Source organism: Virgibacillus pantothenticus, from assembly GCF_018075365.1.
Taxonomy (GTDB): Bacteria; Bacillota; Bacilli; order Bacillales; family Amphibacillaceae; genus Virgibacillus; species Virgibacillus pantothenticus.
In genome coordinates, this window is sequence record NZ_CP073011.1 from 113,976 (window position 1) to 130,745 (window position 16,770).

At 38.5% G+C, this 16,770-nt stretch carries 14 protein-coding genes and 1 tRNA gene; 14 read left to right on the top strand and 1 reads right to left on the bottom strand.

From position 1 onward, the window contains the following. The first annotated feature begins 244 nt into the window (after positions 1-244). From pth to KBP50_RS00580, 11 genes are all read left to right on the top strand, one after another. A complete protein-coding gene (pth, locus tag KBP50_RS00530; RefSeq protein WP_050350485.1) occupies positions 245-805 on the top strand; it encodes an aminoacyl-tRNA hydrolase in 561 nt (186 codons plus the stop codon). Between the two features lie 734 nt (positions 806-1,539). Further along, positions 1,540-1,770: an anti-sigma-F factor Fin gene (gene fin, locus KBP50_RS00535; RefSeq protein WP_050350484.1), complete on the top strand. Its 231-nt coding sequence runs from the start codon at positions 1,540-1,542 to the stop codon at positions 1,768-1,770. 259 nt (positions 1,771-2,029) lie between these two features. Continuing rightward, complete coding sequence (mfd, locus tag KBP50_RS00540) at positions 2,030-5,548, top strand: transcription-repair coupling factor (protein ID WP_050350483.1); 3,519 nt, start codon at positions 2,030-2,032, stop codon at positions 5,546-5,548. Positions 5,549-5,679: 131 nt separating this feature from the next. Then, a complete protein-coding gene (gene spoVT / locus KBP50_RS00545) occupies positions 5,680-6,216 on the top strand; it encodes a stage V sporulation protein T (protein ID WP_050350482.1) in 537 nt (178 codons plus the stop codon). Positions 6,217-6,597: 381 nt separating this feature from the next. Beyond that, entirely contained in the window at positions 6,598-8,208 is a 1,611-nt protein-coding gene (locus tag KBP50_RS00550; RefSeq protein WP_050350481.1) for a putative polysaccharide biosynthesis protein, read from the top strand. 95 nt (positions 8,209-8,303) lie between these two features. Then, complete coding sequence (yabN, locus tag KBP50_RS00555; RefSeq protein WP_050350480.1) at positions 8,304-9,749, top strand: bifunctional methyltransferase/pyrophosphohydrolase YabN; 1,446 nt, start codon at positions 8,304-8,306, stop codon at positions 9,747-9,749. A gap of 4 nt (positions 9,750-9,753) precedes the next feature. Beyond that, a complete protein-coding gene (locus KBP50_RS00560) occupies positions 9,754-10,014 on the top strand; it encodes an RNA-binding S4 domain-containing protein (protein ID WP_050350479.1) in 261 nt (86 codons plus the stop codon). A gap of 59 nt (positions 10,015-10,073) precedes the next feature. Further along, a complete protein-coding gene (yabP, locus tag KBP50_RS00565) occupies positions 10,074-10,373 on the top strand; it encodes a sporulation protein YabP (protein ID WP_050350478.1) in 300 nt (99 codons plus the stop codon). Continuing rightward, positions 10,370-10,969, top strand: coding sequence for a spore cortex biosynthesis protein YabQ (gene yabQ, locus KBP50_RS00570; protein WP_050350477.1), 600 nt, complete (start codon positions 10,370-10,372; stop codon positions 10,967-10,969). Before yabP ends, yabQ begins: the two co-directional genes overlap by 4 nt. Positions 10,970-10,975: 6 nt before the next feature. Continuing rightward, positions 10,976-11,356 carry an FtsB family cell division protein gene (locus tag KBP50_RS00575; RefSeq protein ID WP_050350476.1) on the top strand — a complete coding sequence of 127 codons (381 nt, stop codon included), beginning with the start codon at positions 10,976-10,978 and terminating at the stop codon, positions 11,354-11,356. A 105-nt stretch (positions 11,357-11,461) separates the two neighbouring features. Further along, entirely contained in the window at positions 11,462-11,845 is a 384-nt protein-coding gene (locus tag KBP50_RS00580; RefSeq protein ID WP_050350475.1) for a S1 domain-containing RNA-binding protein, read from the top strand. Positions 11,846-12,042: 197 nt separating this feature from the next. Here the strand turns inward: KBP50_RS00580 and KBP50_RS00585 are convergent. Continuing rightward, positions 12,043-12,116, bottom strand: a tRNA-Met gene (locus tag KBP50_RS00585). A gap of 406 nt (positions 12,117-12,522) precedes the next feature. Between KBP50_RS00585 and spoIIE the strand changes: the two genes are divergently transcribed. The 3 genes from spoIIE (at position 12,523) to KBP50_RS00600 (ending at position 16,746) form a co-directional block, all read left to right on the top strand. Beyond that, entirely contained in the window at positions 12,523-14,973 is a 2,451-nt protein-coding gene (spoIIE, locus tag KBP50_RS00590) for a stage II sporulation protein E (RefSeq protein ID WP_050350473.1), read from the top strand. A 125-nt stretch (positions 14,974-15,098) separates the two neighbouring features. Further along, entirely contained in the window at positions 15,099-15,836 is a 738-nt protein-coding gene (locus KBP50_RS00595; RefSeq protein ID WP_050350472.1) for a VWA domain-containing protein, read from the top strand. Beyond that, positions 15,802-16,746, top strand: a complete 945-nt coding sequence (locus KBP50_RS00600; protein ID WP_050350471.1) for a protein kinase domain-containing protein — start codon at positions 15,802-15,804, stop codon at positions 16,744-16,746. Before KBP50_RS00595 ends, KBP50_RS00600 begins: the two co-directional genes overlap by 35 nt. The last annotated feature ends 24 nt before the right edge of the window (positions 16,747-16,770 follow it).

Below are 16,770 nucleotides of genomic sequence, written 5' to 3' on the forward strand. Positions count from 1 at the left end.
CTTTTAACTAGTAGATATTGGCATTTTTCAAGCCTCGGTTAGTGAATCTGCAATGAAACAAAATTATTTTTCATTGATTAGGTTCATTCAAAAGACAATCTAAACGCAACTCTCCCTCCTAAATAAGGGGGGAGAGTTGCGTTGTATGATTTTTCCAAGTTACGAAAGCGAAATCTTTTTTCGCGCTTTTCAACAAGTTTTATTGATAGGATAAGAATGATATGAAGACAAAGGAAGTAAGCTTATGAAATGTATCATTGGTTTAGGAAATCCAGGGAAAAAATATGATCGTACTAGGCATAATGTTGGTTTTATGGTTATTGATGAATTAATTCAACGCCACCAATGGAAATTAGATAAGTCCAAATTTAAAGCGGACTACACCATTGTGCAAACAGAAAATGAAAAGCTGATGTTAGTGAAGCCGCAAACATTTATGAACCTTTCTGGAGATGCTGTAAGGCCGCTAATGGATTATTATCATATTCATTTAGAAAATATTTTGATTATTTTTGATGATTTGGATTTACCAATCGGAAAAATTAGGCTCCGTCAAAAAGGAGGCCATGGTGGACATAATGGAATTAGATCCATTATTGAGCATGTTGGTTCGAAAGACTTTAAACGTGTTCGAATAGGGATAGGCAGACCTGATTCATCGCTATCGATTATTGATTACGTTCTGCAAACTTTCCCTAAACGTGATACGGAAGAAGTAATGAATAGTGTAAATAAAGCTGCAGATGCATGTGAAGCATGGGTGCACAAACCGTTTCCAGAGGTAATGAATGAATATAATCAATAACTACATCATATAAAAAAATAGCAAAACTGTTTTTTCGTACACTTCAAGTGGTGGAGAGTCAAAGAGGGATTTATCGGTACTTGTATGTACTTGATTCAACTTTGCGTTGGGTTGATGTGATAACCAAAGTGTAGAGTGGGACAGGGGAAGCGCGATGTAATAAAACGTTTCCATGACAGGGGACATTTTGATAGCAACTACATCATCGTGATTTTTCAAGGCTTTGTAGCTTTTGTTATTTTCCTTATTTGGAATGAGGTTTTATTTTAAGAGATAAGAAAGTATAAATTTAGGCGCTTGGAGATAACGAAATAACCGAAGCCACGTCCGGCTCCATTGCCCAGCAACTAGGCGACTTTAGAAATGCGCCCTACGATAAGGCATCATCGGTTCGTCGCTAAGGGGAAGGCCGACTAAAAACGGGCTTGCCGCTCAGGCGTCGGCATACCCCTGGTTTTAGTGGCATGATTCCTAAATCTTTAGTTGATTCGTTCCATTCGCTACGTCGCTAAACGGGCGCCCCGCGCCTTTGTTCTCAACGGGGGCTATTTGTATAGGTTGAGGGTGTATCGGTTAAACTAGTTACTAAGTAACGTTGGTTAAAAACCAACCAATAACTAGTTCAAAAATTGATTCCCTTTAAATAGCGGATACTATAGCTGTGGCTCATTGGTAGCTGCTGCAAGATTTTTGAACGACCTCTGATTGTAAAATCGTACTGGAGGCGGTTCCCGTTGACAATTATATATTTATGCAGGCACTGTGGGCAAAAAATAGGCAGTATTCAACAACAGGTAATTGATTCATCGATATTAGGGTTTGACCAATTATCAGTGAAGGATAAAGAAGAAATGATTACTTATAAACCAAATGGGGATATGCATATACAAGTGATTTGCGAAAACTGTGAAGAAGCTTTAGGTCATCATCCTCACTACCATGAGTTAGATTTTTTTTTACAATAGAAAAGGTAATAGCCTTTGGTGAAATGAAGCCAAGGCGTTTTTGCGCTTTTAGATAGGTCTAGTTTTTTTATTGGAGAAGACAAATCATTAGCTTAAGAATACTATTTTTTTATGAAATATGGCCATATATGTAATGAATTCGTCTACACCTCAAGGGTAGGCGCCCGTTACGTTTTCTTAATTGAAGGGTAAGACTAGAGAAATTATTGGGTGATACGAGATTGGTTCGCATAGGCCCTATGTAAGTGGAGGTTTAGGAATGAAAGGAATACAAACATATTTACAGAAAAAAGAAGATATACAATCCATTATCAATGGGGTGCTAGCGGGGATGGATGAGCAACTAGTAGCTGGATTATCAGGTTCTGCTAGAGGGCTGCTTGTATCTGTTATTCGAGGTGAAATTAATAAGCCTGTTCTGTTAGTTACACATCAACTGGTACAGGCTCAGCAACTATATGACGACCTTGTTGGTTTTGTTGGTGAGGAAGATGTTCACCTTTATCCTGTTAATGAACTGATAGCATCAGAAATAGCTATCGCAAGCCCAGAATTACGAAGTCAGCGGATTGAGTCATTAACTGCTTGGTCACAAAAAAAATCTGGAATTTTAATAGCCCCTGTAGCTGCTTTAAAGCGGATACTTCCACCTCCTGCGTATTGGGGAAAATACCAGTTACCTTTTAAACTTGGAAATGAAATTGATGTGGATCATTATTTAACGTCATTAATAGATATGGGATATGATCGCGTTTCCATGGTTACTTCTCCTGGTGAATTTAGTAAGCGCGGCGGGATTATCGATATATATCCAATCACAGAAAAGCACCCGATTCGAATTGAGTTATTTGATGAAGAAATTGATTCGATTCGTTATTTTGATGCTGAGACGCAACGCTCGTTGGATAAGCTACAGGAGCTAACAGTTGGACCAGCAACAGAGCTACTTTTAACAGAATCAGACATTTATGCTGCCGGAGAGCGTTTAGAGGAAGCCCTTGCGAATACGTTGAAAACATTAAAGACACAAGAGGCAAAGGAAACGTTGGCAGAAGTGGTGCAACGTGATGTAGAACGGTTAAAAAATCTGGAGCATTTCCCAGAAATGTATAAATATATTGGTTATTTGTACAATACCCCTGCTAGCTTACTAGATTATTTACCGGCAGATGGTCAGATTATCCTTGATGAAATGAGCCGGATTCAGGAGACAGCCTTGCATTTGGATACAGAAGAAGCTGATTGGTATAGTAATTTACTAGCTTCTTACCAAATGGTGAAGAATAGTTTCTTTTCGTTTGATTGGCATGCAATTTGGGAGCGGATGAAGCAGCCGCGCTTGTACATGTCTGTATTCTTACGGCATATTCCTAATACACAGCCACAAAACATTGTAAACTTATCTTCAAGACCGATGCAAGAATTTCATGGTCAGATGCATTTATTTAAAAATGAACTGAACCGCTGGGAAAAAGGGGATTATTCTGTCGTCGTTTTAGCACCGGACCAACAGCGAGCAGAAAAAATTCATTCTATTTTTATGGATTATGATATCGAGTTTGGTATAGCGAAATATTTACAACTGCCTGTCGATAAACCAACTATTGCTGTAGGAAACATCTCCAGTGGAGTAGAGTTACCGATGCACAAGCTTGTGTTAGTGACTGAACAAGAGCTATTCAAAAAGCGCGCTAAACGAACGAGAAAGCAACAGAAAATATCCAATGCTGAGCGGATTAAGGATTATCAGGAATTAAAAGTTGGAGATTATGTCGTACATGCCAACCATGGAATTGGAAAATACCTCGGTATTGAGACGTTGAAAGTAAATGATCTGCATAAGGATTACATGCTGATTAAATATTCCGGTGATGATAAATTATTTGTCCCAATCGACCAAATCGATCAAGTACAGAAATTTGTAGGGTCAGAGGGCAAAGAGCCGAAGCTGTATAAACTAGGTGGAAGTGAATGGAAAAAAGTAAAACGGAAGGTGCAATCTTCTGTAGAGGATATTGCCGATGATTTGATTAAGCTCTATGCAGAACGTGAAGCAAAGAAAGGGTATGCTTTTTCTGAAGATACTGAAATGCAACGCGAATTTGAAGCACTATTCCCTTATCAGGAAACAGAGGATCAGCTGCGTTGTATTGAAGAAATTAAACAAGATATGGAACGCGAGCGCCCGATGGATCGCCTGCTTTGCGGTGATGTTGGATACGGAAAAACAGAAGTGGCCATTCGAGCAGCTTTCAAAGCGATTGCTGATGGGAAGCAAGTTGCGTTATTAGTTCCGACTACGATTCTGGCACAGCAACATTTTGAGACAATAAGAGAACGTTTCCAAGATTATCCAATCACCATTGGTTTATTAAGCAGATTTCGAACGAGAAAGCAGCAGAAGGAAACATTGGATGGGCTAAGAAAAGGGACCGTTGATATTGTAATTGGAACACATCGTATCTTATCCAAAGATGTTCAATATCATGATTTAGGTTTATTAATTGTTGATGAAGAGCAACGTTTTGGAGTAAAGCATAAGGAGAAAATTAAGCAGCTAAAAACAAATGTAGATGTGCTTACGTTGACAGCTACACCTATTCCTCGTACGTTGCATATGTCTATGTTAGGAGTACGTGACCTTTCTGTTATCGAAACGCCTCCCGAAAATCGGTTTCCGATTCAAACGTACGTGATGGAATATAATCCGATCTTTGTTCGAGAGGCTATTGAGCGCGAAATGGCACGTGGAGGACAGGTATTCTTTCTTCATAACCGTGTAGAAAATATTGAAGAAGTAGCTAGAGAATTAGGTACCCATATTGATGCGAGGATCGCAGTTGCACATGGGCAAATGAATGAGTCAGAATTGGAAAATATCATTTTTGCCTTTTTAGAAGGGGAATTTGATGTATTGGTCAGCACTACCATCATAGAAACAGGTGTTGATATACCGAATGTAAACACCTTAATTGTGAACGACGCGGACCGAATGGGATTAAGTCAGTTATATCAATTGCGTGGTCGTGTAGGGCGTTCCAATCGGGTAGCGTATGCTTACTTTACGTATCGAAAAGATAAAGTGCTAACAGAAGTGGCAGAAAAACGTTTACAAGCAATTAAAGAATTTACGGAACTAGGATCTGGATTTAAAATCGCGATGCGAGATTTATCGATTCGCGGAGCTGGAAATCTGCTCGGTGCCCAGCAGCATGGATTTATCGATTCTGTTGGTTTTGATATGTATTCACAAATGCTAAAAGAAGCGATTGATGTTAGAAAAGAAGGTAAAGAAGTGAAGGGTGTCAAACCGTTTGACCCAGAACTGACATTAGCAATCGATGCATACATTCCAGATGAATATATTCATGATGAAAAGCAGAAAGTGGATATTTATAAACAATTTCAATCGATGGAAACCAAAGAGGATGCTGCAGATTTACATGATGAATTAATTGATCGGTTTGGTGATTACCCAGAGGAGGTAAGTCATTTATTTACGGTAGCTACCTTGAAAATGTTGGCGAAACGGGAACGAATCACATCCATCACTGAGAAGAACAATAAAATGGAAGTGCTCGTTGATGAAAAGCGCAGTCAACAAATTGATGGGGCGAAATTGTTTGAGATGGCGAATGAATATGGACGAGATGTTCAGCTTGGAACAGAAAATAATAAATTAAAGCTTGTATTTAAATATACGAGTCGAACGAAGCAGCAATGTTATAAAACCGTTGAAGAATTTATCGATAAATTAAAATATGTAAATCGTAGTTAGTAAAAATTAGTATTGTATGTATAGTTATCCTGCTTTGCCTCATACTAAAACCACACCGGATGATTTTTTACACGAATTTCATGTGTGAAAAGGGCATAGTTAATCATCATAAGAAAGTGAGGCAAGGAAGTATGAAAGCAACTGGAATTGTACGACGTATTGATGACCTTGGGAGAGTAGTTATCCCTAAAGAGATAAGGAGAACGTTACGTATTAGAGAAGGTGATCCGCTAGAAATTTACGTGGATCGTGAAGGGGAAGTCATTTTAAAAAAATATTCTCCCATTAATGAACTAGGTCAATTTGCCAAAGAATACGCCGAAGCGTTGTTTGACTCTTTACAAACTCCCGTTATCATATCGGATCGAGATGAAGTCATTGCTGTAGCTGGAGAATCAAAAAAAGACTACTTAAACAAAAATATTGGAACCCCTCTAACAAATATTATTGAGGGAAGGCAACAAGTTATGGAAAAAGAACCGAAACCACTTGAAATCATAGATGGTCATGAAGAAGAAATGACAACATATTGTGTTAGTCCAATTATTGCTAATGGCGACGCAATTGGATCAGTGGTGTTATTTGCTAAGGAAGGGGAAGCTTTTACTGCTGTTCAACAGAAAGCTGCAGAGACGGCTGCAAGTTTTTTAGCAAAACAAATGGAATAAGCAAATGCTTTACTGGGGAGCTGCCTTTCATTGGAAGGGCAGCTTATTCTATGTAACATAGTACAACGGAAAATTCTCTCACTTGGGCTATTTAGGAACTATGCTATAATGAACAATAACGTTTGATCTTAAAAGAGAAAATGTTCAAAAAGCCCGGTTAAAATGACATTTGGCATTTCTTGTTGGTTTGTTTTTAAATCGAATCTAGGAGCGATGCTGCCTTATGCTTTGGTGGACGGGATGTGTTATAGCCTTTGTGAGAATATGAAAGAAAGCTATGACAGCGATAAGTTACCTGTTTTGTTTAGGACCCCCCTTGAGGTGTTAGAAGTCCTATATTATTTTGCCACTTTTTGAACACATCGTAAAAGGAAGTTCTGCATGAATGGAAATAAAACGAATCAGCTCGTAAAAGGAGCATTATTATTAACGATAACGGGCGTTATTAGTAAGGTGTTAAGTGCTGCCTACCGCATTCCATTACAAAATTTAACAGGAGATATGGGGTTTTATGTTTATCAACAGATATACCCCATCTTAGGGATTGGCTTGATGCTAGCTTTATATGGATTCCCATCAGCAATTTCAAAGCTAGCAGCAGACAGACAAACGCATTATCAATGTTTATCTTTGCAAAGCTTCTATATGCCCATTTTCTTGATTCTCTGTTTGTTAAGTGGCAGCCTATTTCTGTTTATCTATATGAATGCACCATATATTGCTAGATGGGTTGGCGACGATCAATTGTCAGAAACATATCGTTTAGGTGCTTTTACATTCTTATTTGTACCGATCATTGCGTTGTTGCGTGGAGCCTTTCAAGGAATTTTTCTGATGAAACCAACTGCTTTTTCACAGCTGGCAGAACAGCTTTTTCGCGTAACAGTTATTGTTGCGGCTGCTGGTTTAGTAACCGCAAGCGGTCAACAAATTTATCTGATTGGAAAAGCTGCCGTATTTGCCGCTATTATCGGTTTATTGGCAGCAGGTGTAGTATTAGGACTATTTTTTTGGCGGCTAAAGCCGTTTCAATTAGAAAAGCAAGCATATGTTTTGCGTGATTATGTACATACGATCATTATTTTGGGAATGGTTGCAACGTTAAATCATATGGTGTTACTTTTATTACAGTTTGCAGACACGTTTACACTATTTCCAAGCCTGCTAAAAGGTGGCTATTCAAAAATAGTTGCCATGGAAGCTAAAGGGGTGTTTGACCGTGGACAGCCGCTTATTCAAGTTGGAACAGTGCTTGGTTCATCATTTGCACTAGCTCTAATGCCATCCATTTCCAAAAAGAAAATGGCTGAACAACCAGACATCTTTTATCCTTACATTCGCGGTGCGATGCTATTCAGTATTTATTTGGCAGCAGGTGCAACTGCTGGACTGATGGTGATTTTCCCTGAAGTGAATCAGGCTCTTTTTCTCGATCGGCAAGGGAACACTACTTTACGTTTATTAATGAGTGCCATTCTATTAAGTTCCCTTGCAATTACAGCGGCATCAATATTACAAGGGTTAGGACATGTTAAAAGAGTTGCTCTGATTATTTTACTTGTATTTTTTATAAAATGGATTGGTAATCAATGGCTTGTTCCAACGTTTGGTATCTTTGGGAGTTCTCTTGCCACTGTGCTTTCGTTACTCGTGTTTAGTTTAGTTGCTTTGGTGGAGTTACACAGAAAACTACCTCTGTTGCAGTTATTAAGGAACATTCAGTGGAAGGCGTTGCTAATTGCTATTTTGGTTATGGTCAGCTATTTAATGATAATTAAATGGCTGGCGTACTCTTGGCTTACTCATTCAAGAGCTGGTTGGTTTGTATGCGTTGGTTTCCTTTCTATTACAGGGGCTGCTGTCTATGGATACTGTTTGATTAGATTACAAGCATTTACGGAACAACAATTACAGATGCTCCCGTCCCGTCTTTTCCTTATGTTAACGCGTAAAAATCGCTCTGCTGCAGACCGTAACAGAAAAGAGAGCTGAAGAAAACTTCGGTAGCCTGTGATGAGAAATGGCCAAGTGTTTCATAGAGTTAGCAAACACAAATCTGCGGTAATATGTCAAGAGGAGGAACATACATGAATAAAATTGAAATTATTGGCCTCGGTGCAGGAGACCTGGATCAGTTGCCTTTAGGTATTTACAAAAAGTTAATAGCTTTAACAATACCAATATACACCCGAACAATAAAGCATCCTGTCATTAATGCCCTGCAAGCAGAAGGAGTGAAGTTTACGTCATTTGATACAATGTATGAAGAAGAAGAACAGTTTGCGGATGTGTATCAGCGAATTGTTTCATTTATTCAAGAAAGAGCAGAGAACGAGCATGTGGTGTATGCTGTTCCTGGTCACCCGATGCTTGCTGAAAAAACGGTGCAATTATTGTTGGAACAATCGGAATGCGATGTAGAAATAATTGGCGGAAGCAGTTATTTAGATGATCTGTTTACAACTTTAAAAATAGACCCGATTGATGGATTTCAGTTTGTTGATGCGACCTCCTTTCAACGTAAAGAGTTAAATTATTACAACCACCTTGTCTTCTCACAAGTCTATGATCAAATGATTGCTTCTGAAGTCAAACTAACTTTATTGGAGGATTTGCCCGCAGACTATCCAGTTACCATTATTGAGGCAGCAGGAAGTGCAGCTGAAAAAATAGTAAAAGTTACATTAGAAGAGATGGATCGCGGTGTTAAGGTTAGCAATTTAACGAGTGTCTACGTCCCTCCTGTATCGGATAATTTATTGCATCATACTTTTATACATTTTCGGGAAGTAATACGGAAATTAAGAGCCCCAGGCGGTTGCCCTTGGGATCAGAAACAGACGCATGAGAGTTTGCGTGAATATGCCATCGAAGAAGTATATGAGCTGATTGATGCGATCGATCAACAGGATGATGAAGGGATTGTAGAAGAATTAGGTGATGTACTTCTCCAAGTAATGCTTCATAGTCAAATAGGGGAAGATAACGGTTATTTTACTGTGGATGACGTAATACGGACAGTTACAGATAAAATGATTCATCGACATCCTCATGTGTTTCAAGATAAACATGTTCATAGTGTTGATGATGTTATGCGGAATTGGGAGCAATTAAAAAGAGACGAAAAAGGAGATACACGGACATCCATATTAGATGGGATTGCGAAGCATTTACCAGCACTTGCACGAGCATATCAATTACAAAAAAGAGCAGCAAAGGTAGGATTTGATTGGGATACAGTGTCTGATATGTGGAAAAAAATGAACGAAGAGTTAAATGAATTTAAAGCAGCTATAAGTAAAGGTTCTGTACGAGATCAAGAAAAGGAATTTGGAGATATATTGTTTGTACTTACCAATATAGCCAGGTATTATAAAATAAATCCGGAAATTGCGTTAAATCAAACGAATGAGAAATTCATTGCTCGTTTTTCGAATATCGAACGAGCTCTACATCAACGTAAGCGTTCATTGCAAGAAGCAACTTTAGAAGAAATGGATGCGCTATGGGAAGAGGCAAAAGAAAGGGAGTAATGTGATGCGTTTAGATAAATTTTTAAAAGTATCTCGTTTAATCAAGCGTCGTACACTAGCAAAAGAAGTGGCTGATCAGGGCAGAATTACAGTAAATGGCAACTCTGCCAAGGCATCTACGACGTTAACAGTCGGGGATGAACTCGTGATCCGTTTTGGGCAGAAGGTGGTTACGCTTCGTATTAATGAGCTACGAGAAACAGTAAAAAAAGATGAAGCGGAAACGTTATATACAATTATCAAAGAAGAAAAATTAACGAATTAGATAGTTCTATACTTGTCCCTCCTATCATAAAGTAATAGTGATAAGGAGGGTGTTTTTCGATGAACTATTATGAAAATAAAGAGAATATAGCACGTGTTACGACAGACCATAATGTAAAGATTAATAATCGTAAAAACTTAGAGATAAGTGGGGTTAAAGAGGTTGACAGCTTTGACAATGAAGAGTTTTTGTTAGAGACGGTAATGGGTTATTTGATTGTTCGTGGACAAAACCTTCAGTTGAAGAATTTGGATGTAAATGATGGTTCTGTTGTCATCAAAGGGAAAATCTATGAGCTTTCTTATATCGATGAGCAGCAGGAGAAGGCTAAAGGGTTCTTTAGCAAGTTATTTAAATGAGTTTAAGCACACAGCTGTTAACGATGCTATCAATGATTACCGGTGGATTATCTACTGGTGTGATGCTGGATACATTTCGTCGCTTCTCTCCTTACTGGAAAAATAGACGCATCATGGTTTATGTCATGGAGATAGGGTTTTGGTTTACGCAAACATTACTTCTATTTTATATCCTATTTTTAGTAAATGGTGGGGAGATAAGATTATATATTGTGCTGGCATGCTTATTAGGGTTTTCTTTTTACCAAGCTATTCTCTCTAATAGTTATAAGAAATTGCTGGAGCATGGTATACGTCTTGCTCTTGTCATATATCGTTTTTTTTCAAGGCTGGTACAAATCTTCATTATTTCTCCGATCAAAGGAATTTTATTTGTCATTTATGCCGTCTTGGTATGGCTCTTAAAGCTCTTTGCTTCCGTTTTTTTCTTCATTTTAGCAATTATACTAAAGCCCATTCAATGGCTGTTACGAGGGCTCTATCAGCTACTTCCTAAAAAAGTTCAACGTTTTCTATTAAAAATAGCAGGATTTTATAGTACAATAAAGAATAACTTAAGAAAGGTCTGGAACCGAGTTAGCTGGAAGAGGAGGTAATGAACTTTGGCTGCAAGTAAACGAACCGTAACAAAACTCGATTCGAACTACATGCAACAGTATGATGCATATGTAGAAAGACAAAAACGGAAAAAGCAACGGTTAATTCGTCGTTTGGTGCTGTTTAGCGTCATTGCTCTCATTGCTATTGGCAGTATGACTACGTATCATATGAAGCAACGTTCTCTTCATGCGGAAAAAACAGCAGAATATGAAAGTTTACAAGAGGAATTAGCTAATTTAAAGGAAGAACAAAGTAGCCTTAAGGAAGAAGCGGAACGATTAAAGAATGAAGATTATGTGTTAGAGATAGCAAGAACAAATTATTTCTTATCCAAAGAGGGCGAGTTGATTTTTAAACTTCCTGATAAGGAGCCATCTTATTGACACACTTTTGTCTGCTTGGCTATAATATAGTAGTAAGCTAATGATATCATTAGCGATTAAACTATTATTAGTTTCCTAAAAATTCTAAGGAGGAGCATTTTTTTTATGTCAATTGAAGTAGGCAGCAAGCTGCAGGGTAAGGTAACTGGCATCACTAATTTCGGGGCTTTTGTAGAGATCGAACCGGGAACAACAGGACTTGTTCATATTAGTGAGGTTGCCGACAACTATGTGAAAGACATTAATGATCACCTTTCTGTCGGCGATGAAGTGAAGGTAAAGGTCATTAATGTTGAAAAGGACGGAAAAATTGGTTTGTCGATAAAAAAAGCGGTTGATAAGCCGAAACGTCAACGAGATAACCGTGAACGGGTGGAATCTTTTGAGTCAAAAATGAACCGTTTTTTAAAGGACTCTGAAGACCGCCTTGCCTCTTTAAAGAAGCACACGGAATCCAAACGCGGGGGTCGAGGTGCTAAAAGGGGATAGCAGTTGCTGTCTAAAAAAAGATAATGCTCTAAAAATAAATGTTGTACTTGAACATATGGTTTTAAGTAAAACAGGAAATATGGTTTTTCGCGCCTTTTGCTACCCGCTTTTAGTTGTCGGAAAGGGCGCTTTTTCCGTATATGACGATACAAAAAACAGAGATTAACAAATAGTTAATCTCTGTTTTTTATTTGTGATGGCGGTAGAGGGGATCGAACCCCCGACCTCACGGGTATGAACCGTACGCTCTCGCCAGCTGAGCTACACCGCCGAACAAGCCAACATTGAATATAATACAGTAGGATTACGTCTCTGTCAACCACTTTTTTATAAGATAAGAAATAGCGCTACGGTAGCGAAACGCCGCCTGAGGAAAATGGGGACTTCTATCCTTTAGCTATGGAAACGAATAAATATTCTCACTAAAAAATTTTCAAATTGTTACAGAAACCGAGTAGCTTTTAGGATCTGTTTTTATACTGCCAAGTGAGTTTGCCTCCAAACAAAATCATAAACGGAACCCCATTAGTTGCTAAACTTGCCTAACATTTGTTCGTGTTGAAACTTGTTTAAACGATAGAAAGGAGTCGAACGATTTTTTTAAAGGCTCTTATGTTTTGACAAAAATAGTTGGCATAATGTGATTTAATATTAGGCACAGAGAAGGAGTGGTGGTTATGATGGAGTCACTTTCAAGATTACAGCCAAAAGCATTTGCAGCACAACGAACAAATCAATTGGACAAGCTGAGAGGACGTCTATATGCAAAGCTGAAAATGATATTGGTAGATAGAGGCTGGCTGTTTTATATGATTGGTTTTTTGTTGGGGAGGGCAGTCATTTTATCTGTTGTTTCTCCATTTGCGGTAGCTTTTTTAGCTACCATGTGGCTTGTCTATAAAGAAAAAGCGTTTAAATCTATGATAGCAGTATTATTAGGTGCTTTAAGCTATTCTGTGCATCATGGGATTTTTATCGCTTTAGGTTTACTTGTTTTTATTTTCTTAGCAGGCTTGTTTAAGCAAGCGAAAAACCAGCAGATGCTCATACCATTATTTGTATTTTTTGCCTCTGTGAGTACTCGGGTTTTTCAATATTCCATTGAACAGCAGCTAGCAGCTTATGAATGGATGCTTGTCTTAGTAGAAGGCGTCTTAGGCACGGTTCTCGTTTTAATATTTATGCAAAGCATTCCTTTATTATCACCAAAAAGATATAATCCTGTATTAAAAAATGAAGAAATCGTTTGTATGATTATTCTTCTTGCTTCGATCCTTACAGGAACGATTGGCTGGACACTGTACGGAGCATCCATAGAGCAGGTGCTTTCTCGCTATTTTGTACTTATTCTTGCTTATATTGGTGGAGCGGCCATTGGATCGACGGTTGGTGTTGTGACTGGTTTAATTCTGTCGCTTGCAAACGTTGCTAATTTATATCAAATGAGTTTATTGGCGTTTTCAGGGCTTTTGGGAGGTTTATTAAAAGAGGGGAAAAAACCAGGAGTAGCAATTGGTTTATTTGTTGGAACATTCCTAATAGGGATTTATGGTAATATGACAGCGCTTATCCCTTCTATTTTAGAAACGTCTATGGCGGTAGCTCTGTTTTTACTTACACCGGCAGCTTGGTTTAAAAGTCTATCGCGTTTGATACCGGGTACGGAAGAGTATACCAAAGAACAGGAGCAATATTTACAAAAAGTACGAAATGTAACAGCACAACGGGTGGAACAGTTTTCTGGTGTGTTTCAAGCATTGTCCAATAGTTTTGCCACTGCGGAGGCGCAAATCGAAGATGAACAAGAGGTACAAAGGGAAACGGACTATTTCTTAAGCCAAGTTACTGAGAAATCATGTCAAAATTGTTTCATGAAAGAAAGGTGTTGGCAAAAGGAGTTTGATAAAACATATTCATTAATGGAGTTGCTGAAAGATGGAATACAGGAAGGGGGAAGACCGCCGAAGAAAACGATGCGGGAATTTGAAAATTTTTGTGTCAAACCGCAAAAAGTATTAGATGCAATAAAAGAGGAAATATCGTACTTCGAAGCAAATCAAAAGCTAAAGCAGCAAGTATTAGAAAGTAAGAAACTGGTCGCTGATCAACTGCAAGGTGTATCCGAAGTGATGGAGGATTTCGCAAAGGAAATATTAAAAGAACGCGAGCATCATGAACAACAGGAGTTACAAATTGTTCATGCGTTAAAGCAAATCGGGATGGAGTTAGAGAAGCTGGAAATTTATAGTTTGGACAAGGGGAACGTAGATATTGAAATGACGTTAACATTTTATGATTATCGTGGTGAAGGGGCCAAACTGATTGCGCCAGTACTATCCGATATATTGAAGGAGGTTATTGTTGTAAAGCAAGAAGAGATCGCTCCATTTCCAAATGGATACAGTTATTTAGCGTTTGGGTCTGCTAGAGAGTTTGTAGTAGAAACAGGGGCCGCTAATGCTGCTAAAGGAGGCGGTCTAATCTCTGGCGATAGTTATACAACGATAGAGTTAGGTGCAGGGAAATATGCGATGGCAATAAGTGATGGAATGGGAAATGGAGCACGTGCACAAGAAGAAAGTGTAGAAACATTAAGGCTCTTACAGCAAATCCTACAAACAGGTATACCAGAGAAAGTCGCCATTAAGTCCATTAATTCGATTTTAGCCTTACGCTCTACAGATGAAATGTTTGCGACCCTCGATTTAGCTGTTATTGATTTGCATAATGCCTTTGTACAGTTTTTAAAAATCGGCTCTTCCCCAAGTTTTGTTAAGCGCGGAAACGAGTTAATTAAAATTGAAGCAAGTAATTTACCAATGGGAATTATCCAGGAATTTGATGTAGAGATCGTTAATGAGCAATTACTTCCTGATGATTTACTGATTATGATGAGTGACGGGATTTTTGATGGACCAAAGCATATCGAAAATACGGATATATGGCTAAAACGGAAAATTCGTGATATGCGTACGAATGATCCTCAAGAAATAGCAGATTTAATTTTAGAGGAGGTTATTCGGACAAGGGCAGGAGAGATTAAAGATGACATGACAGTCGTTGTTGCTAAAATAAAGAAAAATATCCCAAAATGGGCTCGAGCTCCTATTTACCCTGTATCATCATAGTTTCGCAGAATCATGCTACTTCCTAACTATTGCACGCTTTCTATTAATATATACGCTACTAGACCATGTATAGATAAATGGAAAAATGGCGATGATGGTACTGAAAAGTTGGGAGGTAGATAGCATTGAGAAAAGGAACCTTAAAGCAAATATTACTTATTACCGATGGTTGCTCCAATCAAGGAGAGGATCCAGTGGCAGTAGCTTCATTAGCGCATCAGCAGGGCATTACTATCAATGTAATTGGTATATTGGATGATGCGCATTCGGAGCAAGATGAAAGCTTAAAAGAAGTGGAGGATATTGCCCTATCTGGAGGTGGTGTTAGTCAGCTTGTTTATAAGCAAGCATTATCTCAAACTGTGCAGGCTGTTACGAAGCAAGCGATGACACAAACGATGCAAGGATTTGTTAATAGAGAACTAGAACAAATTCTAGGAAAGGGACAATCGATCGAAGACCTTGAACCGGAAAAACGCGGAGAAATTATGGAAGTTGTCGAAGATATGGGCGAGACCTGTGACTTAGAGGTGTTAGTTCTTGTAGATACGAGTGCAAGCATGTATGATAAGCTTCCGACAGTTAAAGAAGCATTAATGGATTTATCTATCAGTTTAAACGCTCGGATTGGACGTAATCGGTTTGCTATTTATCGTTTTCCTGGTAAACGAAAACAGATTGAAAAAATACTGGATTGGTCTCCAGCACTAGATACGATTTCTTCTATTTTCCCGAAGTTGACAAGTGGCGGGGTTACTCCAACTGGTCCGGCAATTCGTGATGCCATGTATTTATTTGGCAAGAAGAGCTTACGAAGGAGCTTTAAGTATGAAGATGAACAGCCAGGAATGGAAGAAGCTTAATAACGATGTTCGTCCAGGAATAAAGCTTCGTGGGAAATGGTATGGGAAGACCTATCTTATTAAGAAAAAGCTTGGTGCGGGCGCTATTGGCGTTGTATATCTTTGTGAATATAATGGGAAACAGGCAGCTTTGAAAATTAGTGATAAACGCTCATCCATGACGGTAGAAGTAAATGTGCTCAAGTCATTGGGAAAGGTCCAAGGTAACAGGCTTGGACCTTATTTGTTAGATGTTGATGATTGGATATCACCACAAGGATCACAGTATTCCTTTTATGTTATGGAATATTTAAAGGGGGAGCCATTGATTACATATATTCAACGACGCGGGCAAGCGTGGATCGGTGTTTTTATGTTACAGCTTTTGGACGCTTTGCAGGAACTTCATCAAAACGGCTGGGTGTTTGGTGATTTAAAGGTTGAAAATTTACTTGTTGTATCCTCACCGCCAAAAGTTCGTTGGGTAGATGTTGGTGGAACCACGCAAATAGGAAGGGCAATTAAAGAGTATACAGAATTCTATGACCGTGGGTATTGGGAGTTAGGGAGTCGGAAGGCAGAGCCGAGCTATGATTTATTTTCGTTTGCTATGGTATTTCTACAAATTTATTATCCAAACAAGTTTGTGAAAGAAGCGTCACCACAAAAACAACTATTCCGAAAAATTGATGGAGTAAAAGCACTCGCACCATATCGAGCTATTTTAAAAAAAGCGATTATCAGCAATTATGATACGAGCGAGCATATGAAGAAGGAGCTGTTACAAGTTATTTATAAAATGCAACCAAAAAATATTCAATCCTTTCATCGGCCAGTACATCAAACGCGTTCGTCCTCTATAGTTGTCGATATAGGAGGTATATCGATACTAGTAATCATTTATTATGTAATTTCTTTGCTTTTTCAGTAAGAGGTATTGTGATAGGATTAAGTT

Coding starts and splice junctions, on each gene's coding strand:
- KBP50_RS00580 (WP_050350475.1), top strand. CDS start 11,462: ATGTCAATTGAAGTAGGCAGCAAGCTGCAGGGTAAGGTAACTGGCATC.
- KBP50_RS00560 (WP_050350479.1), top strand. CDS start 9,754: ATGCGTTTAGATAAATTTTTAAAAGTATCTCGTTTAATCAAGCGTCGT.
- spoVT (WP_050350482.1), top strand. CDS start 5,680: ATGAAAGCAACTGGAATTGTACGACGTATTGATGACCTTGGGAGAGTA.
- KBP50_RS00600 (WP_050350471.1), top strand. CDS start 15,802: ATGAAGATGAACAGCCAGGAATGGAAGAAGCTTAATAACGATGTTCGT.
- pth (WP_050350485.1), top strand. CDS start 245: ATGAAATGTATCATTGGTTTAGGAAATCCAGGGAAAAAATATGATCGT.
- yabQ (WP_050350477.1), top strand. CDS start 10,370: ATGAGTTTAAGCACACAGCTGTTAACGATGCTATCAATGATTACCGGT.
- yabN (WP_050350480.1), top strand. CDS start 8,304: ATGAATAAAATTGAAATTATTGGCCTCGGTGCAGGAGACCTGGATCAG.
- yabP (WP_050350478.1), top strand. CDS start 10,074: ATGAACTATTATGAAAATAAAGAGAATATAGCACGTGTTACGACAGAC.
- spoIIE (WP_050350473.1), top strand. CDS start 12,523: ATGATGGAGTCACTTTCAAGATTACAGCCAAAAGCATTTGCAGCACAA.
- KBP50_RS00550 (WP_050350481.1), top strand. CDS start 6,598: ATGAATGGAAATAAAACGAATCAGCTCGTAAAAGGAGCATTATTATTA.
- mfd (WP_050350483.1), top strand. CDS start 2,030: ATGAAAGGAATACAAACATATTTACAGAAAAAAGAAGATATACAATCC.